The sequence below is a fragment of the Xanthomonas hortorum genome, from assembly GCF_040279205.1.
GTDB classification, from domain to species: Bacteria; Pseudomonadota; Gammaproteobacteria; order Xanthomonadales; family Xanthomonadaceae; genus Xanthomonas; species Xanthomonas hortorum_F.
This window is the reverse complement of record NZ_JBEOLS010000010.1, coordinates 24946-47190: the sequence shown is the minus strand read 5'-3', so window position 1 is coordinate 47190 and position 22245 is coordinate 24946. Positions and strand designations below refer to the sequence as shown.

23 protein-coding genes are annotated in these 22245 nt (G+C 64.5%); 16 read left to right on the top strand and 7 right to left on the bottom strand.

The window, feature by feature from the left end:
- Positions 1-50: 50 nt before the first annotated feature.
- From ABS769_RS06455 to ABS769_RS06445, 3 genes are all read right to left on the bottom strand, one after another.
- On the bottom strand, positions 51-1316 hold the full coding sequence (locus ABS769_RS06455; RefSeq protein WP_317060848.1) for a heme biosynthesis protein HemY: 1266 nt from the start codon (positions 1314-1316) through the stop codon (positions 51-53).
- Positions 1313-2290 (bottom strand): uroporphyrinogen-III C-methyltransferase, encoded by a 978-nt coding sequence (locus tag ABS769_RS06450; protein WP_317060847.1) that lies wholly within the window; start codon positions 2288-2290, stop codon positions 1313-1315. Before ABS769_RS06450 ends, ABS769_RS06455 begins: the two co-directional genes overlap by 4 nt.
- A gap of 103 nt (positions 2291-2393) precedes the next feature.
- Entirely contained in the window at positions 2394-3170 is a 777-nt protein-coding gene (locus ABS769_RS06445) for a uroporphyrinogen-III synthase (protein ID WP_317060846.1), read from the bottom strand.
- A 219-nt stretch (positions 3171-3389) separates the two neighbouring features.
- Between ABS769_RS06445 and ABS769_RS06440 the strand changes: the two genes are divergently transcribed.
- From ABS769_RS06440 to ABS769_RS06415, 6 genes are all read left to right on the top strand, one after another.
- Entirely contained in the window at positions 3390-4199 is an 810-nt protein-coding gene (locus tag ABS769_RS06440; RefSeq protein ID WP_317060845.1) for a glycosyltransferase family 25 protein, read from the top strand.
- Positions 4200-4338: 139 nt separating this feature from the next.
- Positions 4339-4809 (top strand): YiiD C-terminal domain-containing protein, encoded by a 471-nt coding sequence (locus tag ABS769_RS06435; protein ID WP_317060844.1) that lies wholly within the window; start codon positions 4339-4341, stop codon positions 4807-4809.
- Positions 4810-4840: 31 nt separating this feature from the next.
- Positions 4841-5263 (top strand): hypothetical protein, encoded by a 423-nt coding sequence (locus ABS769_RS06430; protein WP_317060886.1) that lies wholly within the window; start codon positions 4841-4843, stop codon positions 5261-5263.
- A gap of 76 nt (positions 5264-5339) precedes the next feature.
- Positions 5340-5777 carry a rhodanese-like domain-containing protein gene (locus ABS769_RS06425; RefSeq protein ID WP_317060843.1) on the top strand — a complete coding sequence of 146 codons (438 nt, stop codon included), beginning with the start codon at positions 5340-5342 and terminating at the stop codon, positions 5775-5777.
- Positions 5778-5888: 111 nt separating this feature from the next.
- Positions 5889-6404, top strand: coding sequence for a protein-export chaperone SecB (gene secB / locus ABS769_RS06420; protein ID WP_006451124.1), 516 nt, complete (start codon positions 5889-5891; stop codon positions 6402-6404).
- A 15-nt stretch (positions 6405-6419) separates the two neighbouring features.
- Complete coding sequence (locus ABS769_RS06415) at positions 6420-7445, top strand: NAD(P)H-dependent glycerol-3-phosphate dehydrogenase (protein ID WP_317060842.1); 1026 nt, start codon at positions 6420-6422, stop codon at positions 7443-7445.
- Between the two features lie 304 nt (positions 7446-7749).
- Here the strand turns inward: ABS769_RS06415 and ABS769_RS06410 are convergent, their stop codons facing one another.
- Positions 7750-8346 (bottom strand): OmpO family porin, encoded by a 597-nt coding sequence (locus tag ABS769_RS06410; protein ID WP_023902125.1) that lies wholly within the window; start codon positions 8344-8346, stop codon positions 7750-7752.
- A 365-nt stretch (positions 8347-8711) separates the two neighbouring features.
- Here ABS769_RS06410 and poxB point away from each other — a divergent pair, with 365 nt between their 5' ends.
- The 6 genes from poxB (at position 8712) to ABS769_RS06380 (ending at position 16455) form a co-directional block, all read left to right on the top strand.
- Complete coding sequence (poxB, locus tag ABS769_RS06405) at positions 8712-10421, top strand: ubiquinone-dependent pyruvate dehydrogenase (protein ID WP_350498125.1); 1710 nt, start codon at positions 8712-8714, stop codon at positions 10419-10421.
- 47 nt (positions 10422-10468) lie between these two features.
- A complete protein-coding gene (locus tag ABS769_RS06400) occupies positions 10469-11911 on the top strand; it encodes a sensor histidine kinase (protein WP_317060841.1) in 1443 nt (480 codons plus the stop codon).
- Positions 11896-13236, top strand: a complete 1341-nt coding sequence (locus ABS769_RS06395; RefSeq protein ID WP_317060840.1) for a sigma-54-dependent transcriptional regulator — start codon at positions 11896-11898, stop codon at positions 13234-13236. The genes ABS769_RS06400 and ABS769_RS06395 overlap by 16 nt, the downstream gene beginning before the upstream one ends.
- Positions 13237-13597: 361 nt before the next feature.
- Positions 13598-14380: a hypothetical protein gene (locus tag ABS769_RS06390; protein WP_317060839.1), complete on the top strand. Its 783-nt coding sequence runs from the start codon at positions 13598-13600 to the stop codon at positions 14378-14380.
- Positions 14381-14512: 132 nt separating this feature from the next.
- Positions 14513-15127 (top strand): hypothetical protein, encoded by a 615-nt coding sequence (locus tag ABS769_RS06385; RefSeq protein ID WP_317060838.1) that lies wholly within the window; start codon positions 14513-14515, stop codon positions 15125-15127.
- Positions 15128-15231: 104 nt separating this feature from the next.
- On the top strand, positions 15232-16455 hold the full coding sequence (locus ABS769_RS06380; RefSeq protein WP_317060837.1) for an MFS transporter: 1224 nt from the start codon (positions 15232-15234) through the stop codon (positions 16453-16455).
- Positions 16456-16610: 155 nt separating this feature from the next.
- Here ABS769_RS06380 and ABS769_RS06375 read toward each other — a convergent pair whose 3' ends face one another.
- Together ABS769_RS06375 and ABS769_RS06370 are read right to left on the bottom strand one after the other, a co-directional pair.
- The gene (locus tag ABS769_RS06375) at positions 16611-17087 is read right to left on the bottom strand and encodes a tRNA (cytidine(34)-2'-O)-methyltransferase (protein ID WP_317060836.1); all 477 of its coding nucleotides are present in this window, start codon (positions 17085-17087) and stop codon (positions 16611-16613) included.
- Between the two features lie 26 nt (positions 17088-17113).
- The gene (locus ABS769_RS06370; RefSeq protein WP_317060835.1) at positions 17114-17575 is read right to left on the bottom strand and encodes a hypothetical protein; all 462 of its coding nucleotides are present in this window, start codon (positions 17573-17575) and stop codon (positions 17114-17116) included.
- A 394-nt stretch (positions 17576-17969) separates the two neighbouring features.
- Between ABS769_RS06370 and ABS769_RS06365 the strand changes: the two genes are divergently transcribed.
- From ABS769_RS06365 to ABS769_RS06350, 4 genes are all read left to right on the top strand, one after another.
- Positions 17970-18290: a DUF4156 domain-containing protein gene (locus ABS769_RS06365; RefSeq protein ID WP_229011602.1), complete on the top strand. Its 321-nt coding sequence runs from the start codon at positions 17970-17972 to the stop codon at positions 18288-18290.
- A 101-nt stretch (positions 18291-18391) separates the two neighbouring features.
- Positions 18392-19408, top strand: coding sequence for a 3-oxoacyl-ACP synthase III (locus ABS769_RS06360; protein ID WP_016903994.1), 1017 nt, complete (start codon positions 18392-18394; stop codon positions 19406-19408).
- An 87-nt stretch (positions 19409-19495) separates the two neighbouring features.
- The gene (gene fic / locus ABS769_RS06355) at positions 19496-20635 is read left to right on the top strand and encodes a protein adenylyltransferase Fic (protein ID WP_430544139.1); all 1140 of its coding nucleotides are present in this window, start codon (positions 19496-19498) and stop codon (positions 20633-20635) included.
- 139 nt (positions 20636-20774) lie between these two features.
- Entirely contained in the window at positions 20775-21677 is a 903-nt protein-coding gene (locus tag ABS769_RS06350) for an alpha/beta fold hydrolase (protein ID WP_317060833.1), read from the top strand.
- A 147-nt stretch (positions 21678-21824) separates the two neighbouring features.
- On the opposite strand, the gene ABS769_RS06345 is transcribed toward ABS769_RS06350, so the two are convergent.
- Positions 21825-22208 (bottom strand): YkgJ family cysteine cluster protein, encoded by a 384-nt coding sequence (locus ABS769_RS06345; RefSeq protein WP_115037089.1) that lies wholly within the window; start codon positions 22206-22208, stop codon positions 21825-21827.
- Between the last annotated feature and the right edge of the window lie 37 nt (positions 22209-22245).

Here is a 22245-nt window from a genome sequence, read left to right as displayed (position 1 = left end):
CACACATCGCCGCAGAATCGATCAGCTGTGATCGATGACAGCGTGATCGATTACAGCACCCGATCGTCCGGCGCGAGCGAGTCGGCCGGCGGTGTTGCATACGCCGAGACGATCGGTCCACGCAGCGATTGCTGCGGCAAACCCTCATGCACCGGTTCGCCGCGTGCAGCGCGCAGGGCATTGGCGTAGCAGTGCTGCGCAGACAGCAGATCGCCGGCTGCGGCAAAGCCATGCCCGAGTTCTTCCCAGGCCTCGCTGCCGGCGCCATTGGCCACGGCGCGATGCAGGAATTCTTCGGCCTGCGACCACTGCTGCTGGTGACGCGCCAGGCGCGCCATCGTCAACAACAGGCCCGGGCTGTCCGGGTACTGGGTCAGCCAACGCTGCGCACTGGCGCGGCGCGAGTCGTATTTTTCCAGCGGCAGCACGCCGTACAGACGCACCAGCGATTCGTCCCATTGCGTATCCAGCGCTTGTTCCAGGCTGTGTACGGCCGCATCGTCCCAATGCAGAATCGCCGCGCGCTGTGCATAGGCGCCGACGACTGCCGGATAGGTGCGCAGCGGCTTGGGCAGCGCTTCCCAGCGTTCGGCCAGGGCATTGGCATCGCCGGCCTGCAACAGCGTCTGTTCGGCCAGCGTGGCCTCCAGCGCGTTGTAGGCATCGGGGGCCAGCACCGCCTGCTGACGCAATGCGCCGAGTTGACCGTAGGCCTCGTCGGCACGGCCGATCTGCGCCAGGGCCTGCGTGCGCAGCAATAGCCCGCGTGCCGGCAGCGGTTGCGCGTTGGCATTATCGAGCGCATTGATCGCCTCGACCGGACGTTGCCGCGCCAGATGCCGTTCGCCCTGCAGCAGCGCATGTGCGGTGGGGTCGCGCTCGGCCAGTTGCTGGGCCAGCGCAGTGGCCGAGGCGTCATCGCCGCGCGCATCGGCCACACGGACTGCACTTGCCAGTGCGATACCGCTGACGTCGTCGTCCTCGCTGGCAGTGACCAGCAGGCGCTCGGCACGCTGCCACTGGCCGTGATCGGCCGCGCGCAGGCCTTCGATCAGGCGGGCGCGGCCCTTCTTGCGGCGGTACTTGCCCCAGACCCGGAACGGCAGGCTGATCAGCGTCCACGCCAACCACAACACCAGCAGCGCGATGATCAGGATCAGCAGCGCCTGCGGCATCGCCGCGCGGTAGTCGTTGCCGCCGGCGCTGACCACCACATTGCCCAGGTCGTAACTGTTTTGATGCGACAACCATTGCGCACCGAGCACGCCCAGCGCCACGGCAACCAACAGGATCAAGACGGTACGCAACACTTTCATTGGGTGGATCTCCCTTCACGCATGGCCTGCAGTTGCAGCAGGGTGGTGCCCAGTTCCGGCAGGCGCGGACGCAGTGGCGCTTGTTGCAAGGTGCGCAGGCGCGTGCGGGCCTGGCGACGTTGTGGGGAATCCGGCCACAGCCGGGTGGTCCAGGTGTCCACGCGCCGCAGCGATTGGGCGAAGCCATCGACATCGCCGCGTTCGGCGGCAGCGCGGGCCAGGCTGACTTCGATCTGCAAGGCATCGCGCGCGGCGTTGCGGTCGCCGCCGACGAGCAGTGCATCGCCACGGCTGGGGCGAATGTCCACCAGCGGTGCGAGCACTTTCTGCCACCACGGCTGCGCGGCTTCGTTCTCTTGCGCGGTGTGTTCCGGCAAGCGCTGCAGATCGGCGGCGAGTTTGTCCAGCAATTGACCGGCTTGCGCTTGCGGGCCAGCGCCGAGGCGGTCCAGTGCGTCGCGTTCTTGCACCAGCGCCTGGCGCAGATTGAGGTAGCCCGGGTCGTCCACGCCGTTGAGTGCGGCATTGGCCAGCGCATAGGCACGGCGTGCGCCGTCGGCGTCGCCGGCAATACTCAGGCGTTGCTGGCCGAGCCGCAGCAGCAGTTCCACTTCATCCAGACGCAGCGCCTGCGCGCCATGTCGATTGGGATCGGCCAGTTTTTGCACGGTTTCTTCAAGCAACGCGCTGCGCTGGCTCAGCCCGAGCATTTCATCGCGTAAGACACGATTGGTCGCTGCGGCATCCTGCAGGCGCTCGTTGGCCAGGCGCTGATCGCGGCGCAAGGTTTCCAGCATCTGCTGGGTGCCATCCCAGCGTTGCTGCTGCACTTGTGCCGCCTGCAGCTGCCCGCTTTGATAGGTCTGCCATGCGCGCCAGCCCAGAAACAGCGCCACGCCCACTGCAGCCACGGCAACCGCAAGCAGCAGCCAGGCCACGGGGAAGCGTCGCGTGGAAGCGGGCATTTCAGTCATTGGGACATCCTCGGGCGGTCACGACTGGCGCATGCGCCGCAGTCATCTGGTACAGCATGGCGTGCGGCAGCAGACGCCCGCAAGCGCTGGATGGATTCGGAGTTCAGCAAGGTCGTGATGGTGTCACGATCGCTGCAGCGGCGGCGGCCAATTGCTCGGGCAGTGGACCTGCGGCGCGCACCACATGCGTGAAGCCGGCGGCATGCGCGGATGCGCGTATGCGCTCGCTGGAGGCCACCACCGGATGGAGTCGCCAGGCATCGACCAACGCTGCGGGCAATTGCTCTAACACCAGCGATAGCGCTTCGGCGCTGCTCAATGCCAGCACGCTGCGCGGCAGTGCACTGGCCAGGGCCTGCACCGCCGATGCGCGCAATCGCAGCGCGACGCGTTGATAGACATCGGCGCGCAGGACATGGGCGCCACGCTGCTCCAATGCCGGTGCCAGCATGCCGCGCCCGCCTGGCGCAGTGATCAGTGCAACTGTCTGCAATGGCGGCTCGAACAGTGGCAGTGCCAGCAGTCCTTCGCTATCCATGCGCGCAGGGCGCACCACTGCATCGATCCCGTAGGCCTGCAGTGCGCGCGCGGTGCCGTCTCCCACGCTCACCCATTGCGCCTGCGCTGGCCGCTGCAGCGGTGAAAGACGCTGCGCGGCGTGGACCGCTGCCGGGCTGGTGAATACCGCGATCGGTGCCTGCAGCGCTTGCTCCAGTGCAGCCCGTGCCTGTGCGGTGTCGTTGGTCTGCAGGCGCCACGGCGACAGCGCGAGCAGCCGTCCGCCATGCCGGGCGGCGGCCCGCCGCAGTGGCGCGTGCTCACCGCTGGGTCGCAGCGAGATCAGGGTCCAGGCGTCGGTCGAGGAGGTGGGCCGGGTCATCTCACGATTATGCGAGAACGTTGCGGCGTCAGGGCGAGATGGCACCGCGCCGATGTCGCCGGTGGCGATCTCATCGGACCGGATGCCGTCACTCGCAGCAGCGTTTGCAGGCGAAATCGCCTGCGTTCATGAATGAGACGTGCGTCTCATTTCGTAACCTCTTGTAAATCTCGTGGATCCGGCCACGATCCGCCTCGACAGCCACGCCGGAGTAGTACCGTGATCAAGTCCTACCTCATCAACATGCAGCGCAGTAGCGACCGTTTGCAGGCCATGTCGGCGCGGTTCCAGGCGCTGGGCATGCCGTTCGAGCGCATTCCCGCCTTCGACGGCGCCACGCTGACGCCCGAGCAGATCGCCGATTTCGTGCGCGAACGCCCGCTGGAAGGTTCCGGGGATGGCTTCAGCACCGGCCCGCGCAAGTGGACCGCTTCCAACATCGGCTGCTTTCTGAGCCATCAGGCTGCGTGGCGCATCGCGGCGGACTCCGATGACGCCTACACCGCCATCTTCGAAGACGACATGCATCTGTCCGACGCGCTGCCGGTGCTGTTGCGCAGCACCGAGTGGCTACCGGCGGGCAACAGCATCGTGCGGCTGGAACCGTCCTACAACCGCATCAAGCTCGATAGCAAGGTCGCCGACATCGGCGGGCGTCAGCTGCGCCTGGTGCGTCCATCCACCTATCAGCACTGCTGGCCGGTGTGCGCCGGCGCGCTGATCATCAGCCGCGATGCGGCACGCTTGTTGCTGGCCGCCGAAGCGCGCTGGCACACCATGGCCGATATTTTTCTGTTCGGCTGGAACGAATCGCCGGTGGCACAGCAGTTGTCCACCTATCAGCTCTCGCCGGCGGCCTGCATCCAGGACAAGTTCTTCCACAACGCCCCGGAGCAGATCGTATTCACCAGCACCATCGATGCGCCGCTGACGCAGGCGCAGAAGCAGCGCAGTGCGCATTGGAAAGCGAAAGCGACCGCGTTGTTGCGTGTGGCGCAGGGCTATCGCAAGGTGGTGTTCGCGCCCTGAGCGGCGCGATAGCGAAGGCCTGCAACGAGACAGCGCTGAACGTGTTTTACCATGCGGTACCGCATGTATTTCAGTGCACAAGACGCTCGCAGAACATTGCGGCATGATGCCGCCCTTCGCCGTCTTTCAGCCTTCGCCGATGACTCCTTCGTGCACGCTCGCATCCGCCCTGCAGTCGCTGCAGCAGCAATTCATTGCCATGCCGCCGGTGCTGTCGATGGGCATCGCCGTCGATGGCTTGCATGACGGCGCGCTGCGCTTGCGTGCGCCGCTGCAGGCCAACGTCAACGACAAGGCCAACGCGTTCGGCGGCAGCCTGGCCTCGCTGATGACGCTGGCCAGTTGGGGCTGGCTGACCCTGCAGCTGCAATTGGCCGGGCACAGCGCCGATGTGTATGTGGCCGACAGCCAGCTGCGCTATGTCGCACCGGTGTACGAAGACCTGGTCGCCAATGCCGAGCCATCCGAGATGGGGAGTTGGGATGCGTTTCTGGCCACCTTCCGCCAACGCGGCAAGGCGCGTATCGGCATGCGTGCGCAGATTGAGCTGGGGTCGGGCGCGGCGGCGGCGACGCTGAGCGGGCGCTTCGTGGCGTTTCCAAAACGGTAGGATGCGGGCTGGATTCAAGGGGGTAATGCGCATGCGTGCAGTGATCGGGGCAATGCTGTTGCTCGGGCTGGCGATGGTGAGCGGTGTGGTGTCTGCCGGCAGCCGTGCCCAGGCGCGCGCGCTGGAGACCACCCAGGCCGCCTACACGGCCGCCGTACGCTGGAGCGACTTCGACGCCGCGCAGGGCTTTGTCGAACCCACGTATGCCTTGGCGCATCCGCTCAGCGATCTGGAGCGCTCGCGCTACGAACAGGTGCAGATCTCCGGCTACCGCGAGGTGCGGGTGGGCGAAGATGCCGCCGGCGACCTGCGCCGCGAGGTCGAGTTGCGCGTGATCAACCGCAATACCCAGGCCGAGCGGCTGGTGCGCAGCATCGAGCTGTGGCGCTGGGACGCCGAGCGCAAACGCTGGTGGCTGGCCAGCGGCCTGCCCGATCTGTGGCAGGGCCAGTAGCCCGCACCGCTGCGCCCTGGCCGTCGCGTGCGCCAGCTGTGCGACAATTCCCGCCCGCTTGAACGACCCTGACCCCGTGAATTTCGAAGAGCTGCAGGCCTTTGTCGGCCGCAACCCCATGTTGTCGCTGGCCCTGGTGGGCCTGACCATCGCCCTGATCGTCACCGAGGTCGCGCGCCTGTTCCGTGGGTATCGCGCACTCACGCCGGCTGAGCTGACCCGTTTGATCAACAGCGAGAATGCGCTGGTGATCGACCTGTCGCCCACTGCCGATTTCGAAAAAGGCCATATCGCCGGCAGCCGCAATGTGGCGCTGGCCAAGTTCGACCCGGCCGGCAAATTGCTTGCCAACGCCAAGGCCACCCCCGTGGTGGTGGTCTGCCGTAACGGCAACGCCTCGGCAGGCGCGGCCAAGACGCTCAAGAAGGCCGGCTTCGAGAAGGTGTACTGGCTCGATGGCGGTGTGGCTGCCTGGCAGATCGCCGAACTGCCGCTGGTCAAGGGTCGCGCCTGATCTCACCTTGTACGGCGGCAGGCAAGTCCCCATTGCTTGCGTGAGAGACTCGCGCTTTCACGCCTGCATCATTCAACGCTGCATCCACCGAACCGTTTTTTGGAGTTAGGAATGTCCGACGAAATCATCAACGGCGCCGTTGCGCCGGCCGACGCCGCTGCTGGCCCCGCTTTCACCATCGAGAAGATTTACGTCAAGGACGTTTCTTTCGAATCGCCGAACGCACCGGCCGTCTTCAACGACGCCAACCAGCCCGAGCTGCAGCTGAACCTCAATCAGAAGGTACAGCGCCTCAACGACAATGCCTTCGAAGTCGTGCTGGCCGTGACCCTGACCTGCACCGCCGGTGGCAAGACCGCCTACGTGGCCGAAGTGCAGCAGGCCGGCGTGTTCGGCCTGGTCGGCCTGGAGCCGCAGGCGATCGACGTGCTGCTCGGCACCCAGTGCCCGAACATCCTGTTCCCGTATGTGCGCACCCTGGTCAGCGACCTGATCCAGGCCGGCGGCTTCCCGCCGTTCTACCTGCAGCCGATCAACTTCGAAGCCCTGTACGCAGAAACCCTGCGCCAGCGCTCGCAGGGCGAAGGCACCTCGCTGGCCGATTCCGAGCCGGCTGGCAACGCCTAAGCGTTGCGTGCGCCGATGAGCGATTCGAAGCACAAGATCGCCGTCCTCGGCGCCGGTTCCTGGGGCACGGCCCTGGCCGCGCTGCTCGCCAGACACGGTCACCCGACCGTGCTCTGGGGGCGCGATGCGGCGATGGTGGATGCCATCGACCGCAATCACGAAAACGTGCGGTATCTGCCGGGCATTCCACTGCCCGAGAGCTTGCGCGCGACCACCGACCTGCAGCTGGCCGTTGCCGATGCAAGCTGGATCCTGGTCGTGGTGCCCTCGCATGCGTTTACCGAAACGATCCAGTTGATTGCACCGTTGCGTCCGGCCGGTGCCGGCGTAGCGTGGGCGACCAAGGGATTCGAACCCGGTTCCGGGCGGTTCCTGCACGAAGTGGCGCGCGCCATCCTCGGCCCCAGCGTGCCACTGGCCGTTGTGACCGGGCCGTCCTTCGCCAAGGAAGTCACGCTTGGCTTGCCGACCGCCATCACCGTGCACGGCGACGATGCGGCGTTCGCGCAGGTCGTGGCCGATGCCATGCATGGCCCCACCTTTCGCGCCTATACCGGCGATGACATGGTGGGCGCCGAGCTCGGTGGCGCGATGAAGAACGTGCTGGCCGTGGCCACCGGCGTGGCCGATGGTATGCAGCTGGGCCTCAATGCACGCGCCGGTCTGATCACGCGTGGCTTGAACGAGATGCTGCGCCTGGCGGCGGTGATCGGTGCGCGTCCGGAGACCTTGATGGGCCTGGCCGGATTGGGCGATCTGGTGCTGACCTGCACCGGCGATCTGTCGCGCAACCGGCGGCTGGGATTGGCATTGGGGCGTGGCCAGAGCTTGAACGATGCGATCCGCGAGATCGGTCAGGTGGTCGAGTCGGTGCAAACCGCCGATGAAGTCATGCGCCAGGCCGAGCATCACGGCATCGAGCTGGCGATCTCCAACGCGGTGCGTGCCGTATTGCATGGCGAGATCACACCGGAAGCCGCATTGAAGGAACTGTTGGCGCGCGAGCGCAAGCCCGAGTATCCGCAGGCGTTGTTTACCTGATTGGTCGGTAACGCGCCTCGCGCGTCGCGTGGTGGAGTGAAGACACTAAAAAGCCCGGCAATGCCGGGCTTTTTTGTGGTTGCGCACTTGTCGTTGCGTGCATCAAGGCAAAAGCTTGTCGCGTCGCAACCACGTAAACGTGCTGCGCGTTACGTTCCGGCGTAACAGCCCGTACACACGGCATCTAGCGATCGAGTGCGCTGCATCGCAATCATCCAATCGCACAAAAGAAAGAAGCCCGGTCGTGGGACCGGGCTTCCAATGCAACGCGGGAGAGAGAGTCGCGTTGCGTTCAACGTGCGGCTTACCAGCTGAAACGCGGGCCGACCGACCATTCCTTGTTGCCGTCGCCATCCATACGGATGTCGCCGTTGATGCCCCAGTTCTGGTTCAACTTCACCTGGGCGCCAAGGCGGCCGTAGAAGGTGTCATCCAGATCGATGCCACGCTTCTTGGAGAAATCTTCGTAGCCAGCCAGAGCGTAGACTTCAAAATGCTCGCCGAACGAGTTACGCAGGCCAGCTTCGACGCTGAAACCATCGAAATTGATGTTCGGGGTGTCCAGGTCCAGCTTGCGGTAGGCAACGCGCGCCAGCAGGTCGGTGCTGGTGGCCACTTCGTAGTTGTAGCCCACGCCCACGCCCCATTGCTGGAAGTCGGTGTTGGAGCTTTCGAACACGTTGTTGTTGTCGTCAGCGTTCTGCTTGCTGTAATCGCCGAACACGTGGATGTTCGGGGTGATGGCGTAGGAGCCCTTCACGCCCCAACCATCGGCGTCGCGACCTTCGGTCGGAGTGCGCACATAGTCGCCTTCGACGAAGTTGTAGGAGATGTTTTCAGCAGCGGAGGCCGCAAACGGCAGAGCTGCGAGAAGGCCGAGGGCCAGCAAAGAAGTCTTCATGATCGAGATACCTGTACTTATTGATTTGGGCCGGCGCTGAGGCGGATGCCGTTCGCTGCCGAGATGTAAATTCTCCGTTATTCGATGGAACGCGACATGAATTTTGAACTGACTGGTGCATGAATCATCGCGCCTGGTTCAGTTCCGGTTTTTGTCATCAAGCTGCAATGCGTGTAGCGCACACGCAAAGCGTGATGCGGTGTGAGTTACCTCGCGCCAATGTGAGATGCGCGTGTAGAAGTACCTGTTTTGCAGCGATTTTTGCCATCTGCTATCGAGGCGAGGACATTGTACTGACGCTGCGGCTGGGACCATGCAGGCTTGTTGAACATCTTTGGAGCTGCATCGTGGCGAAGAAAAAGACGTTGGCGCGGTTTCTGGCCGAGACGCTGCAGAGCGCGGGTGTGGAGCGGATCTGGGGTGTGACTGGCGACAGCCTTAACGGCTTGACCGATGCCTTGCGTGAGATGCAGACGATCGAATGGATGCATGTGCGCCACGAAGAAGTCGCCGCATTCGCCGCTGGCGCCGAGGCGGCGGTGACCGGCCAGCTGTCCGTGTGCGCGGGCAGCTGCGGGCCGGGCAATCTGCACTTGATCAACGGGCTGTTCGATTGCCATCGCAGCCGTCAGCCGGTGCTGGCGATCGCCGCGCATATTCCCTCGTCCGAGATCGGGCTGAGTTATTTTCAGGAGACCCATCCGCAGGAGTTGTTCCGCGAGTGCAGTCACTTCGTGGAGTTGGTGACCAACCCGGCGCAGCTGCCGGAAGTGCTGCATCGGGCGATGCGCACCGCCATCCTGCAGCAAGGTGTGGCGGTGGTGGTGATTCCCGGCGATATCGCGCTGCTGGAAATGGACAAGCACGTGTCCAGTGCCTGGCCGCAACTGCGCCAGCCGCGCGTGCTGCCAGCCGCCGAAGACGTGGCGCAGTTGGCCGAGCTGTTGCAGCAAAGCGAGGCGATCACGCTGTTGTGCGGCAGCGGTTGCGCGGGCGCACACGATGCGGTGGTGGCATTGGCCGACACCCTGGGCGCGCCGATCGTGCATGCCTTGCGCGGCAAGGAACATGTGGAGTGGGAGAACCCGTTCGATGTCGGCATGACCGGTTTGATCGGTTTTAGTTCCGGCTACCACGCGATGCTCAACTGCGACACCTTGATCATGCTGGGCACGGATTTTCCATATCGGCAGTTCTACCCGAAGGACGCGACCATTGTGCAGGTGGATCGCGACCCGAGCGCATTGGGACGGCGCACGCCCTTGCAACTGGGTATCGCAGCGGATGTGGGCGAAACCATTGCCGCCTTGCTGCCGCACTTGCAGCGACGCGAGAAGCGCGACTTCCTGGAGAAATCGCTTGCGCATTATCGCAAGGCGCGCGAAGGGCTGGACGATCTGGCGGTGCCGGCAGACCCGGGCGAGCCGCTGCATCCGCAATTCGTGGCGCGGATGATCAGCCAGATCGCCGACCAGGACGCAGTGTTTACCTGCGATGTCGGCACGCCGACGGTGTGGGCCGCGCGCTATCTGCGCATGAACGGACAACGCCGCTTGCTTGGCTCGTTCAATCACGGTTCGATGGCCAATGCGATGCCGCAGGCGCTGGGTGCGCAAGCGGCGTTTCCGGGTCGTCAGGTGATTTCGCTGTCTGGTGATGGCGCCTTTGCGATGTTGATGGGCGATTTCATCTCGCTGGCGCAGCTGCGTCTGCCGGTGAAGATCGTGGTGTTCAACAATTCCTCGCTGGGATTTGTGGCGATGGAGATGAAGGCTGCCGGCTATCTGGATACCGGCACCGAGTTGCGCAATCCGGACTTCGCTGCGATGAGCAATGCGATGGGTATTTTGGGCATCCGTGTCGATGAGTCGTCGCAGCTGGAACGTGCATTGCGGCAGGCCTTCGCACATTCCGGCCCGGCGTTGGTGGACGTACGCATCGCTACGCAGGAACTGGCGGTGCCGCCGGCGATCAAGTTGGAACAGGCCAAGGGCATGGGCCTGTATCTGCTCAAGGCGGTGATGAGTGGGCGCGGCGATGAAGTCATCGATCTGGTCAAGACCAATATGCGTTAACGCCATCGCCGCGTTCACCACTGCACGTCTTCATCGGACTCTTTTGCATGCCTCGTTCGTTGCTGCGCCAATTGCTATTGATCTGGGTGGTGATCCTGGCCGCCTGCGTGGGCGTGGCCACGATGTTGTATGGCCTGTACCGACAGACAGAAGGCGTGCGGTTGGACGAAGCGCGCCAGCAATTGACCGCGCAGTGCACGCGCATCGTGCAGCGCTACGCCGGTGCAAGCGAGTCCGCGCGCAGTGGCGACAATGGGGCCGGGCTGGCGGCGGTGGTGGTGCAGTTGGTGCTGGCCGACGCGCCCGGCGTGGAAGGTGGGGTGTGGAATCTCGACAAGGGATTTATTGCGTACGCCTATCCCACTTACGACGGCAGCGATCACAAGACCGATATCCCCGCCGCCGAATGGACCACGATTGTCAGTACCGCACGGCAAAGTGCGATGGGCAACAAGGCGGTGGAATTTCGCCGCGATGGCAGCCGCGAAGTGGTGTTGATCAGCGCCTGCCCGCTGGCTTCGGGCACCGCCGCATGGACCATGTCGCGGGTGCCGGCGAGTACCTCCGATGCCTGGCGGCCGTTGGTGATCGGCATGCTGCTGATCTTCGCCATGGTGGCGGTGTCGGCGATTGCGTTAGGCGTGGTGGTACGGCGTTGGAGTCAGCGCTTGCAGCGGATCCAGCAGGCGCTCGCCGCCGATACCGAGCTCCCGCAGATTCCGGTCACCGGCGCACCCGAGCTGGATCGGTTGGGCGCTGCGGTGAGCGACTACGCACAGCGTAATGCGCAAGCGCTGGCGCAGACACGACGGTTGGCCGACGAGCTATCCCGGCACGAACGTCTGGCCGCGCTGGGCCGCCTGACAGCGACGGTGGCGCATGAGATTCGCAACCCGATCGCCACCATGCGTCTGGCGGTGGAAAACGACATCGCCAGACGCCAGAGCACGCCGGACGATGCAGCACATGGCGAGCTGATGCTGGGGCAGATCCGTCGCCTGGATGGGGTGGTCGAAAGTCTGCTCGGCATGGTGCAGCCGATCCGTCTGCAGTTAGAAACGGTGATGGTGCAGGACTGGTTGGCGACCTTGCTCGATCCGGCCTTGCTACCGCCAGGCACCCCTGCGCCACAGTTGCGCGTGCCTGCTATGCCGTTGCAATGGACGCTCGACCCGCAGCAGCTCGGGCGCGCCGTGCACAATCTGCTGCGCAACGCGTTGCAGCATGCAGACGCAGGCAGCACGGTGACGTTGGAGGCCAGCGCCAGCGATGATTTGTTGCAGCTACAGGTCTGCAATCGTGGCGCGGCGATTGCCGACACCATTGCAGCGCAGTTGTTCGAGCCGTTCGTCAGCGGTCGCAGCGATGGCAATGGCCTCGGCCTTGCCCTGGTGCGCGAGATCGCACGCGCGCATGGCGGGCAGGTGCGTTACGTACATGCCGACGGCATGACCCATTTCATTGTGGAGCTGCCATGGCGCGCATCCTGATCATCGATGACGACACGGCGTTTCTTGCCACCTTGCAGGCCACGCTGCGCTCGCTCGGCCATACGGTGATTGCGGTCGATAACGGCGCCGATGGATTGGCGCGCTTGAACGAGGGCGGTATCGAGCTGGCGTTCGTGGACTTCCGCATGCCCGGGATGGATGGCATTGCGGTGTTGCGCGCGCGGGCGGACGATGCCCGTGCGCGTCAGGTGCCGTTGGTGATGCTCACCGCGTACGCGTCCAGCGGCAACACCATCGAAGCGATGACGCTGGGTGCGTTCGATCACCTGGTCAAACCGGTGGGGCGTGCCGATATCGTCGAGGTGGTGGAGCGTGCATTGGCAAGTCGCGCTGACACCGACGCCGATACCGCGGCGACCGAGCTGCCTGAAGACGACGACGCCCTGGTCGGCCACAGCCCAGCGATGCGTAACGTGCACAAACGCATCGGGTTGGCGGCAGCCTCCGATTTGCCGGTGTTGGTCACCGGCGAGACCGGCACCGGCAAGGAGCTGGCTGCGCGCGCCTTGCATCGTGCCAGCGCACGCGCGAATGCGGCGTTCGCGGCGGTCAATTGCGCGGCGATTCCGTTGGAGCTGATGGAGAGCGAGTTGTTCGGCCATCGCAAGGGCGCGTTTTCCGGGGCGACCGGCGACCGCATCGGCCTGATTCGCGAGGCCGATGGCGGCACGCTGTTTCTGGACGAGATCGGCGACATGCCGCTGCCGATGCAGGCCAAGTTGCTGCGCTTCCTGCAGGAAGGCGAAGTGACGCCGCTGGGTGGCCGCGGCGCGCAGAAAGTGGATGTGCGCGTGCTGGCGGCCACGCATCGCGATCTGGCCGCGCGGGTGGCGGCTGGGCAGTTTCGCAGCGACCTGCGTTATCGCCTGAATGTGGTGCCGATCGAGCTGCCGCCGCTGCGCGAACGCGGGCAGGACATCGTGCTGCTTGCGCAGTATTTTCTGCGCACCGGCGAAGGCGCAGCGCGTGCGCTACCGCCGGACGCGCAAGCGCGGCTGCTGGCCTATCCGTGGCCCGGCAACGTGCGCGAGCTACGGAATGTCATGCAACGCAGTCAGCTGCTGGTGCGTGGCCACAGCATCACCGCCGAGGATCTGGACGAGGCGCTTGGTCACAGTGCCGAGCAACCCGTGACGACGGCGCCGCAGGAAGGCACCTTACCCGAGGCAGTAGCGCGACTGGAAAAGCAGATGATCCAGAACGCATTGGCGCACAGTGGCGGTAACCGCGCCGAAGCCGCGCGCCGGCTCGGCATTCATCGCCAGCTGCTGTATCGCAAGCTCGATGAGTATGGGTTGCAGTAGTCGCAGCGATAAAACCCGAATGCGATGTTTGCAGGATGGCGTAGTCGGTGTTTTGGCTGCGATGCAGTACGCGCACAGCAACACGCGCACATGTGGGTGATTGCATGCCGCCGTTGCCACACGTAGTGCTTGGCCACTGATGTTCATAGCAGATCTTGCGCCGGGAGAGTGCTTGCTTTCGCACAGTCATGCATAACGAGGCTGAAAAGTGTCTGCAAAGCGGACAGTGGTGTATGAAACGCAGACGCTCATTCGTCCAACTGCATGTACAAAACCCTTGAAAAACAACGCATTCGACGTTGGCACGATTGCTGCTTTGTCTTCAGGGCAAGCGGCGCTCCTGCCGCCCTGGAGACATCACATGATTCGTCAGACCGCACTCGCTTTCGCACTGGCCTGCAGCGTGGCGACCGCTGCCGCGCAGGTTCCTGCAGCGCCGGCCGCACCGGTTGCCCCGCGTCCGCCGGTTGGCACGCCACCACCGGCGCCGCCGATGCCGCCCGCGCCACCTGCACCGGTAGCCGCTACCCCGGTGAGTGTGACCGGCACCGTCGAGCGCTTCATGCTCAATCCCAATGGCGAGGTCGATGGCCTGTGGTTGCGCGATGGCACCCAGGTGGCGTTTGCGCCGCATCTGTCCGGCGAACTGCAGGCAGCCGTGCGCCGTGGCGATGCGGTCACCGTGCAGGGTTATCGTCTGGGCAGCCTGCCGGTGCTACGTGCCAGCAGCATCCGTTCCACGCGTGGTGGGCGCGAGGTGGTCGACCGACCGCCGACGACCGCCGCCATGCCGCCCGCGCCTCCGGCGCCTACCGCATTGACGCCGTTGCAGGCTGAGGGACGCATCGAGCGGTTGGTCTACGGCCCCGGTGGCGAGACCAATGGCGCATTGCTGAGCGATGGCACGCTGGTGCGGATGCCGCCGCATCTGGCGCTGCAGTTCGGCGATTTGTTGCGCACCGGCGCGCCATTGAGCGTGAGCGGATTCGGTGTCGCCACGAAGGCCGGCCGCGCCATCGAAGCCACGCAGTTGGGTCGCGATCGTGCCTCGCAGCGCGCTTTGTTCAGTCCTCCGCGCCCGGATGGTCCGGTGCCGCCTGCACCACCGGCGCCGCCTGTCCCGCCGGCTCCGGCGCCGCGTTGATCCAGAGCGCCGTTGCACACGCGGCGGCGCTCACACCGTTTCTCTCTATGCGCCTTTCCTGCCACGTGTCATGCGTGGCGACGGGCGCGGCTTGCCGGCGTTGGCCGGTCCTACTTTCGTTGGAGTTCTTTCATGCATTGGGTCGATCCTGATTTCCTTCCCGAAACCCGCGGCACGCTGGCGCGCTTTCTGCTCAATCCCAAGGCCGATATCGATGGCCTGCTGCTGACCGACGGCACCGAAGTGCACACGCCGCCGCATCTGTCCGCGGCCTTGCTCAAGGCGCTCAAGCCCGGCAGCACGTTGAGCGTGCGTGGCCTCAAGCCGCGCGATGTGGACATGCTGGTGGCACTGGCGATCGATCCGGAAGGCGGCAAGCGCATTCTCGATGAAGGCCCGCATGGGCCGCATGTCAAACCCAAGCCCAAACCGCCTGCCAGCAAGCCGCCTAAGCCGCAACGTACCCAGCACAGCGGCAGCATTGCGCGGTTGCTGCACGGCCCGCATGGGCAAGTGCATGGCGTGTTGCTGGATGACGGGGTCACGGTGCGGTTTCCACCACATGCTGGCGCCGACTTTTGCAAGCAGCTGATCGTTGGCAAGGCGCTGGTGGCAGAAGGCGATACCCAGGCGACGCCGCACGGCGTGCTGATCCACGCGCATGCGTTGGGCGCCAAGGCCGCGTCGCTGAAGCAGATCGAGCATCCGCATGGCCCGGGCGCACATAAACCAAAGCCCAAGCACTAGGTGCCCGCGATGCGGCTGCCGCGTTGGCGCGATGCGATCGCAATTGGGTCGGCCATGCACGCCAGCGTGCGCAGTCGCTTTCCATCGTGTAACGGAGAACGCCGATGCGCATGAGCACACCGCGCCCACGAGGCAGCCGCGCACTGGAGGCGCTGCATTTCAGCGTGGCCGATGTGCAGGACGGGCTGGGGCCGTTTCTCAGCGTGTTTTTGCAATCCAAGGGCTGGTCGGTGGCGGCGATCGGTACGGTGATGAGTGTGGGCGGTATTGCCGGCATGCTTGCCACCACGCCGGCCGGCGCCCTGGTCGATACCACCCGGCGCAAGCGCGCCGTGGTGGTGGTCGGCTGTCTGGCGATTCTGCTGGCCACTGCACTGATCTGGCTGCGGCCGACGTCCTCCGGTGTGGTCGCCGCACAGATCGTCTCGGCGTTGGCGGCAGCCGGTATCGGCCCGGCGCTCACCGGCATCACCTTGGGGCTGGTGCATGCGCGTGGGTTCGATCATCAACTGGCGCGCAATCAGGTCGCCAACCATGCCGGCAACATGCTGGCTGCACTGTTGGCCGGCTGGCTGGGATGGCGGTACGGGTTTGCGGCGATCTTTGTGCTCACCGCAGCTTTCGGCATGCTGGCGATCGTGGCGGTGTGGCTGATTCCGTCGGCGGCCATCGACCATCGCGCCGCGCGCGGTCTGGGCAACACCGATGGCGCGGACACTCTCAGTGGTTGGCGCGTCTTGTTGACCTGCCGACCGCTGGCGTTGCTGGCCGTCACCCTGGGGCTGTTCCATCTGGGCAATGCAGCGATGTTGCCGCTCTACGGCATGGCGATCGTGGCCGCGCATGCGGGCGACCCGAGTGCGCTGACGGCCACCACCATCGTGGTTGCGCAGGCCACGATGGTGGTGGTGGCGTTGTTGGCGATGCGCTGGATCCGCGTGCACGGACATTGGTGGGTATTGCTGGTGGCGTTCATGGCGTTGCCATTGCGTGCGCTGGTCGCCGCATCGCTGATCCAGGGCTGGGGCGTGTTTCCGGTGCAGATGCTCGATGGACTCGGTGCCGGCCTGCAGGCCGTGGTGGTGCCGGCGCTGGTGGCGCGTTTGCTGCAGGGCACCGGGCGCGTCAATGTCGGTCAGGGTGCGGTGATGACGGTGCAAGGTGTGGGCGCGGCGCTGAGCCCGGCATTCGGTGGCTGGCTGGCGCACGCCTTCGGCTATCGCATCGCGTTTCTGGCGCTGGGCGCGATCGCGTTGTTGGCGGTGGCGCTGTGGGCAGGCTGCCGCGGCATGTTGCGGTCAGCGATCGATGTGCAAGCGGTGCAGTGAAGCGGTGGCATGAGCGCGGCGCCCAGGCACAACATCGCAAGCAACCATCGAGTGGTGCGGATTGCGCGCAGAACCATCACCGTCGCGCGCGATACGCCGCTTTCCGGCGGCGATCAGCCGCCAGTCAGTTGTGCAGTCGTATCGATCATTGCTACTTACCGACCGCCGCTGAAGTCCCACTGCCGCCAAGCTTCGAACACCATGACCGCGACGGTGTTGGACAGATTGAGGCTGCGGTTGTCCGGTCGCATCGGCACACGCAGCCGGTGCTGTGGCGGGATGGATTCCAGTACATCGGCCGGCAGGCCGCGGGTTTCCGGGCCAAACAAAAAGGCATCGCCATCTGCGAACTGCGGTGTGTCGTAACGCACGCTGCTACGCGTACTCAGTGCAAACACGCGCTTGGGCGCAATTGCGGCGAGTGCGGTGGGCAGGTCGGCATACACCTGCAGGGTTGCGTACTCGTGATAGTCCAGGCCGGCGCGTTTGAGCTGCTTGTCGCTGAGGTCGAAGCCGAGCGGCTCGATCAGGTGCAGGCGCGCGCCGGTGTTGGCGCACAAGCGAATCACATTGCCCGTGTTGGGCGGAATTTCGGGTTGAAACAGGATGACATCGAGGGCGGGTGCTGACATGCGCGCAAGTGTAGCTGCGCGCTTGCTTAAAGGCCGAGGGTGGCGTTGACCAGCGCTTCCAGCTCGACCGGCGCCGGCTGCAGCTGCGGCACCGGCAGGTTGACGATGACCTGCCCCATCAGCGCGCCGATGGCGGCAGCGGCCTGGCCCGAAGCGGTCTGTGCACTGGCGGCGGTGCTGCGGACCACCAGGTCGGCGCGCTGTTCGGCCGAGGGGCGGACCTGGACGGTCGCCAGGGTGACGATGCGTGGGCCGGCCTGTTCGGCGGCGAGTGCGGCCAGTTGCTCGGCTGACGGACGCACCTGCACGGCGCTCAGGGTGCGGATGTCGCTGCTGCGCTCCAGTGTCTGCTGGGCGATCTGGTCGGCGGCCGGGCGAACCTGCACGGTGTCCAGCGTGGTCAGGCTGGCGGCCTGGGCAAAGCCGGCCAGGGCGGTGCCGGCGAGCAGGGCGGCGGAGAGGGCGATGCGCAGGGTCTGGGTCTTCATGGCGAGGTCTCTTGGTGTAGGTGATAAGTGGTGTGGTAGTAATGTAGAACACCATTTCGGTATGCGCAAGAACTTTCTGGGTGTTCTTTTATTTATTCAGCTGGAAGTCAGATTCAAGTGGATGCGTGATGTGCTGGCTGCTTGCCGATGAACTAGAGCAAATGGCGTGCCAGCATCAGTGCATTGATTTCAAAGGGATTTGTTGTTCGCGGCAGTGTCCGCGTCCGGACACCCGGACGCGCGGCGCCTGCGGACAGCGCAGCGGAGAGGTCGTCAGCGCGATGGAGGTGATATTCGGCGCGCTGAATGACTCGATGGCGGGCACACGGCACGCGCTGATTGCCGGCAGACAACTGCGGCACAATCCGGCTTTACCCACAGGTGTCTAAGACTTATGCGCGTGCTCATGCTGTCTGTTCTGGTTGCCGCTACCACCGCGGCCTGCACCTGGGTGCCGATCGAACAAAGCGGCAAGAGCGTGCAGGTCCTGCCCGCAGGCCCTGTGCCAGCTGGCTGTCAGCAGCAGGGCGAGGTCGTGGTGTCGGTCAAGAGCAAGGTCGGCTTCTATAACCGCAACCCGTTGCGGGTGCAGGAAGAGCTGGAGACGCTGGCACGCAACGAGGCCCCGGGCGCCAATGCCAACACGGTCCAGGCGCAGGGCCAGCCGGCCGATGGCAGCCAGCGTTTCAACGCGTTCCGCTGCCCGCCGCGCTGAACCGTTGGGCTAGAGCGAGGCAGGTTCAATTGTAAAGATGCGGTAAAAGCGGCCAGCAGCTAGACTGACGCCCCCTCGCCTGACGCCATGGCGCTATTTCGATGCTCTTCCAGAATGTCTCCATCGCGGGACTGGCGCATATTGATGCGCCGCACACGCTGACTTCCAAGGAAATCAACGAGCGCCTGCAACCGACCTACGACCGCCTCGGCATCAGGACCGACGTGTTGGGCGACGTTGCCGGTATCCATGCACGGCGCCTGTGGGACCAGGATGTCCAGGCCTCGGACGCCGCCACCCAGGCCGCGCGCAAGGCACTGCTCGACGCCGGCATCGGCATCGAAAAGATCGGCCTGCTGGTCAACACCTCGGTGAGCCGCGACTACCTGGAGCCGTCCACGGCCTCCATCGTGTCCGGCAACCTGGGGGTCGGCGACCACTGCGTCACCTTCGACGTGGCCAACGCCTGCCTCGCCTTCATCAACGGCATGGACATCGCCGCCCGCATGCTGGAGCGTGGCGAGATCGACTACGCGCTGGTCGTGGATGGCGAGACCGCCAACCTGGTCTACGAAAAGACGCTGGAGCGCATGACCTCGCCGGACGTCACCGAGGAAGAGTTCCGCAACGAACTCGCCGCGCTGACCCTGGGTTGCGGCGCTGCGGCCATGGTGATGGCGCGCACCGAGCTGGTGCCCGACGCGCCGCGCTACAAGGGCGGCGTGACCCGCTCGGCCACCGAGTGGAACAAGCTGTGTCGGGGCAACCTGGACCGCATGGTCACCGACACCCGGCTGCTGCTGATCGAAGGCATCAAGCTGGCGCAGAAGACCTTCCTGGCCGCCAAGCAGGCGATGGGCTGGGCGGTGGACGAGCTGGACCAGTTCGTCATCCACCAGGTCAGCCGCCCGCATACCGCCTCGTTCGTGAAGTCGTTCGGCATCGATCCGGCCAAGGTCATGACCATCTTCGGCGAGCACGGCAATATCGGCCCGGCGTCGGTGCCGATCGTGCTCAGCAAGCTCAAGGAACTGGGCCGCCTGAAGAAGGGCGACCGCATCGCGCTGATGGGCATTGGGTCGGGGCTGAATTGCTCGATGGCGGAAGTGGTTTGGTGAGTTGCACCTAGCGACGTGTAAAAAAAAATGGATTTTTAGTACACGTCATTGCATCATGTTCGTTCTTGCAACATGAGCGATGTAGGCATGGACGACACGCTGGTGTTCAACCCCGAGCAGCCGTACAACGCGCTCCCGCCGCTTCCTCCGGCGGGAGACATCGAAACGCGCAGCCTGCTCAAGGCCTGCATCGTTGCACGCACCGCGTTGGCCGAGCTGAAGCAGGCCACCGCGCTGTTGCCCAATCCGGCAGTGCTCATCAACACGATCCCGATCCTGGAAGCACAGGCCAGTTCGGAGATCGAGAATATCGTCACCACAACGGACGATTTGTTCCGTTATGCAGACGACCAGGAACGCGCCCAGAACCCGGCAACCAAAGAAGCTCTGCGTTACCGCAGCGCGCTCTACGAAGGGTTCCAGTCGCTGCGGCGGCGACCGCTATGTACCGACACCGCCGTGGTGGTGTGCAGCCGCATCAAGGCCGTGCAGATGCAGATCCGGCGCGTGCCCGGGACTGCGTTGGCCAATGAGCAGATCCATCAGATCATCTATACCCCGCCCGTTGGCGAGGCATTGCTGCGCGACAAGCTGGCGAACTGGGAGCGCTTTATTCACGAGCACACCGACATCGATCCGCTGATCCGGATGGCGGTGGCGCACTACCAGTTCGAAGCGATCCACCCGTTCACCGATGGCAATGGGCGCACCGGACGTGTCTTGAATCTGCTGATACTGATCGAGCAAGGGTTGCTCGATGTTCCCGTGCTGTACCTGTCGCGCTACATCATCCGCCATCGCAGCGACTACTACCGCTTGCTGCTGGATGTCACACAGCATGGTCGCTGGGCCGAATGGATTCAGTACATGCTCGCAGCTGTTGCCGAGACCGCTGCATGGACGACGGCAAAGATCCAGGCAATCCGCGAATTGGAGACGCAGGCGCGTGACCACGTGCGAGAACACGCTCCCAAGGCCTACAGCCGCGAACTCGTTGAAGTGATCTTCAATCAGCCGTACTGCCGCATCCAGAATGTGGTGAACGTGATGGGCGTCACCCGGCAGACCGCTGCACGCCATCTCAAGGAACTGGTAGATATCGGCATGCTGCAAGAGCAGCGCTTGGGTAAAGAAAAATTGTTCCTGCATCCGGCGTTTCTGCACCTGCTATCCAGTGATGGGCACCAACTGCCGACTTATCGGATGCATTTGCGGGAAGCGGAGTGACGCTGACTGTGTACTCCTACATCTGCCACGCGTTGGAGATGTCGCAATGCGGCGATCACCGTGGTGCTCCTCGTCTGTACGTGCCACGTCAACATCTGCATCACGCAGCTTCTCTTGAAACGAATTGGATACCTTTGCCATGACCTACCCCGGCTATCCCTTCACTCCCAAGCGCCTTGAGGTGCGTCCCGGCATTGCGATGTCGTATCTGGACGAAGGTCCGCGCGATGGCGAGGTGGTCGTGATGCTGCACGGCAATCCGTCGTGGAGTTATCTGTGGCGGCACCTGGTGAGTGGCCTGTCGGATCGTTACCGCTGCATCGTGCCCGACCATATCGGCATGGGGCTGTCCGACAAGCCGGACGATGCGCCCGACGCGCAGCCGCGTTACGCGTATACGCTGCAGTCGCGCGTGGACGATCTGGACACGCTGTTGCGGCATCTGGATATCAGCGGGCCGATCACGCTGGCGGTGCACGATTGGGGCGGCATGATCGGCTTTGGCTGGGCGTTGTCGCATCACGCGCAGGTCAGGCGGCTGGTGATCACCAACACCGCTGCGTTCCCGTTGCCGCCGGAAAAGCCGATGCCGTGGCAGATCGCAATGGGCCGGCATTGGCGGCCGGGCGAGTGGTTTATCCGCACGTTCAATGCGTTTTCGTCCGGCGCTTCGTGGTTTGGCGTATCGCGGCGGATGCCGGCCGAGGTGCGTCGCGCGTACGTGGCGCCGTACAACAACTGGCGCAACCGCATCTCCACCATTCGCTTCATGCAGGACATTCCGCTGTCGCCTGACGACCAGGCGTGGTCGCTGCTGGAACGCTCGGCGCAGGCATTGCCCTCGTTTGCCGACCGCCCGGCGTTCATCGCGTGGGGGCTGCGCGATATCTGCTTCGACAAGCACTTTCTGGCGGGCTTCCGTAAGGCGCTGCCGAATGCCGAAGTCACCGCGTTCGACGATGCCAATCACTACGTGCTGGAAGACAAGCACGTAGTGCTGGTGCCGGCGATCCGTGCGTTTTTGGAGCGCAATCCACTGTAAGCGCCGCTGGTTTACTCATGCAGGCGCACAGCAGGCGCGGTGCAAGCTGCGCGCAAAAAGCGGATGGACAAGTGGAGAGAATCGGCCACGCAGTCGTTCTGTGGGTCGCTGCGAGTGGATGCCGCACTTAATCGCAGCGATCAGCCGTTACTGCGGCGGCAGCGGATTGCGCTGTGCGTCGTCCACGCCGAGCCAATCGGCCTCGGTGAGCGCGTGCAGGCCGTGCGCCAATCGCGACTTGTCGCATTGCGCGCTGCGCTCCCCAAACTCCAGCGAGGCCGGCACGGCGGCGCAGGAGGAGGGGCGGCGGTCGTGGATGCTGCAGCGGCTGTAGCGACCGATGTCCGCGTCCAGTGCGATGCAGCGCGGCTGCGATTGCGAGGTGCCGCGCATAACGCGCTCGTGCGTGCGCAATGACTCGGTCAGCTCGATCGGCACCCTGCCGCCCAATGCGGGATCGGCTTCGCTCCAGTGGAAACTGACGCGGAAGTAGGCGCAGCAAGCGCCGCAGGTGAGGCAGGGATGTGCCATGGCATGCCGGGCCTTGCGCGGCGAAACAACGTGGAGA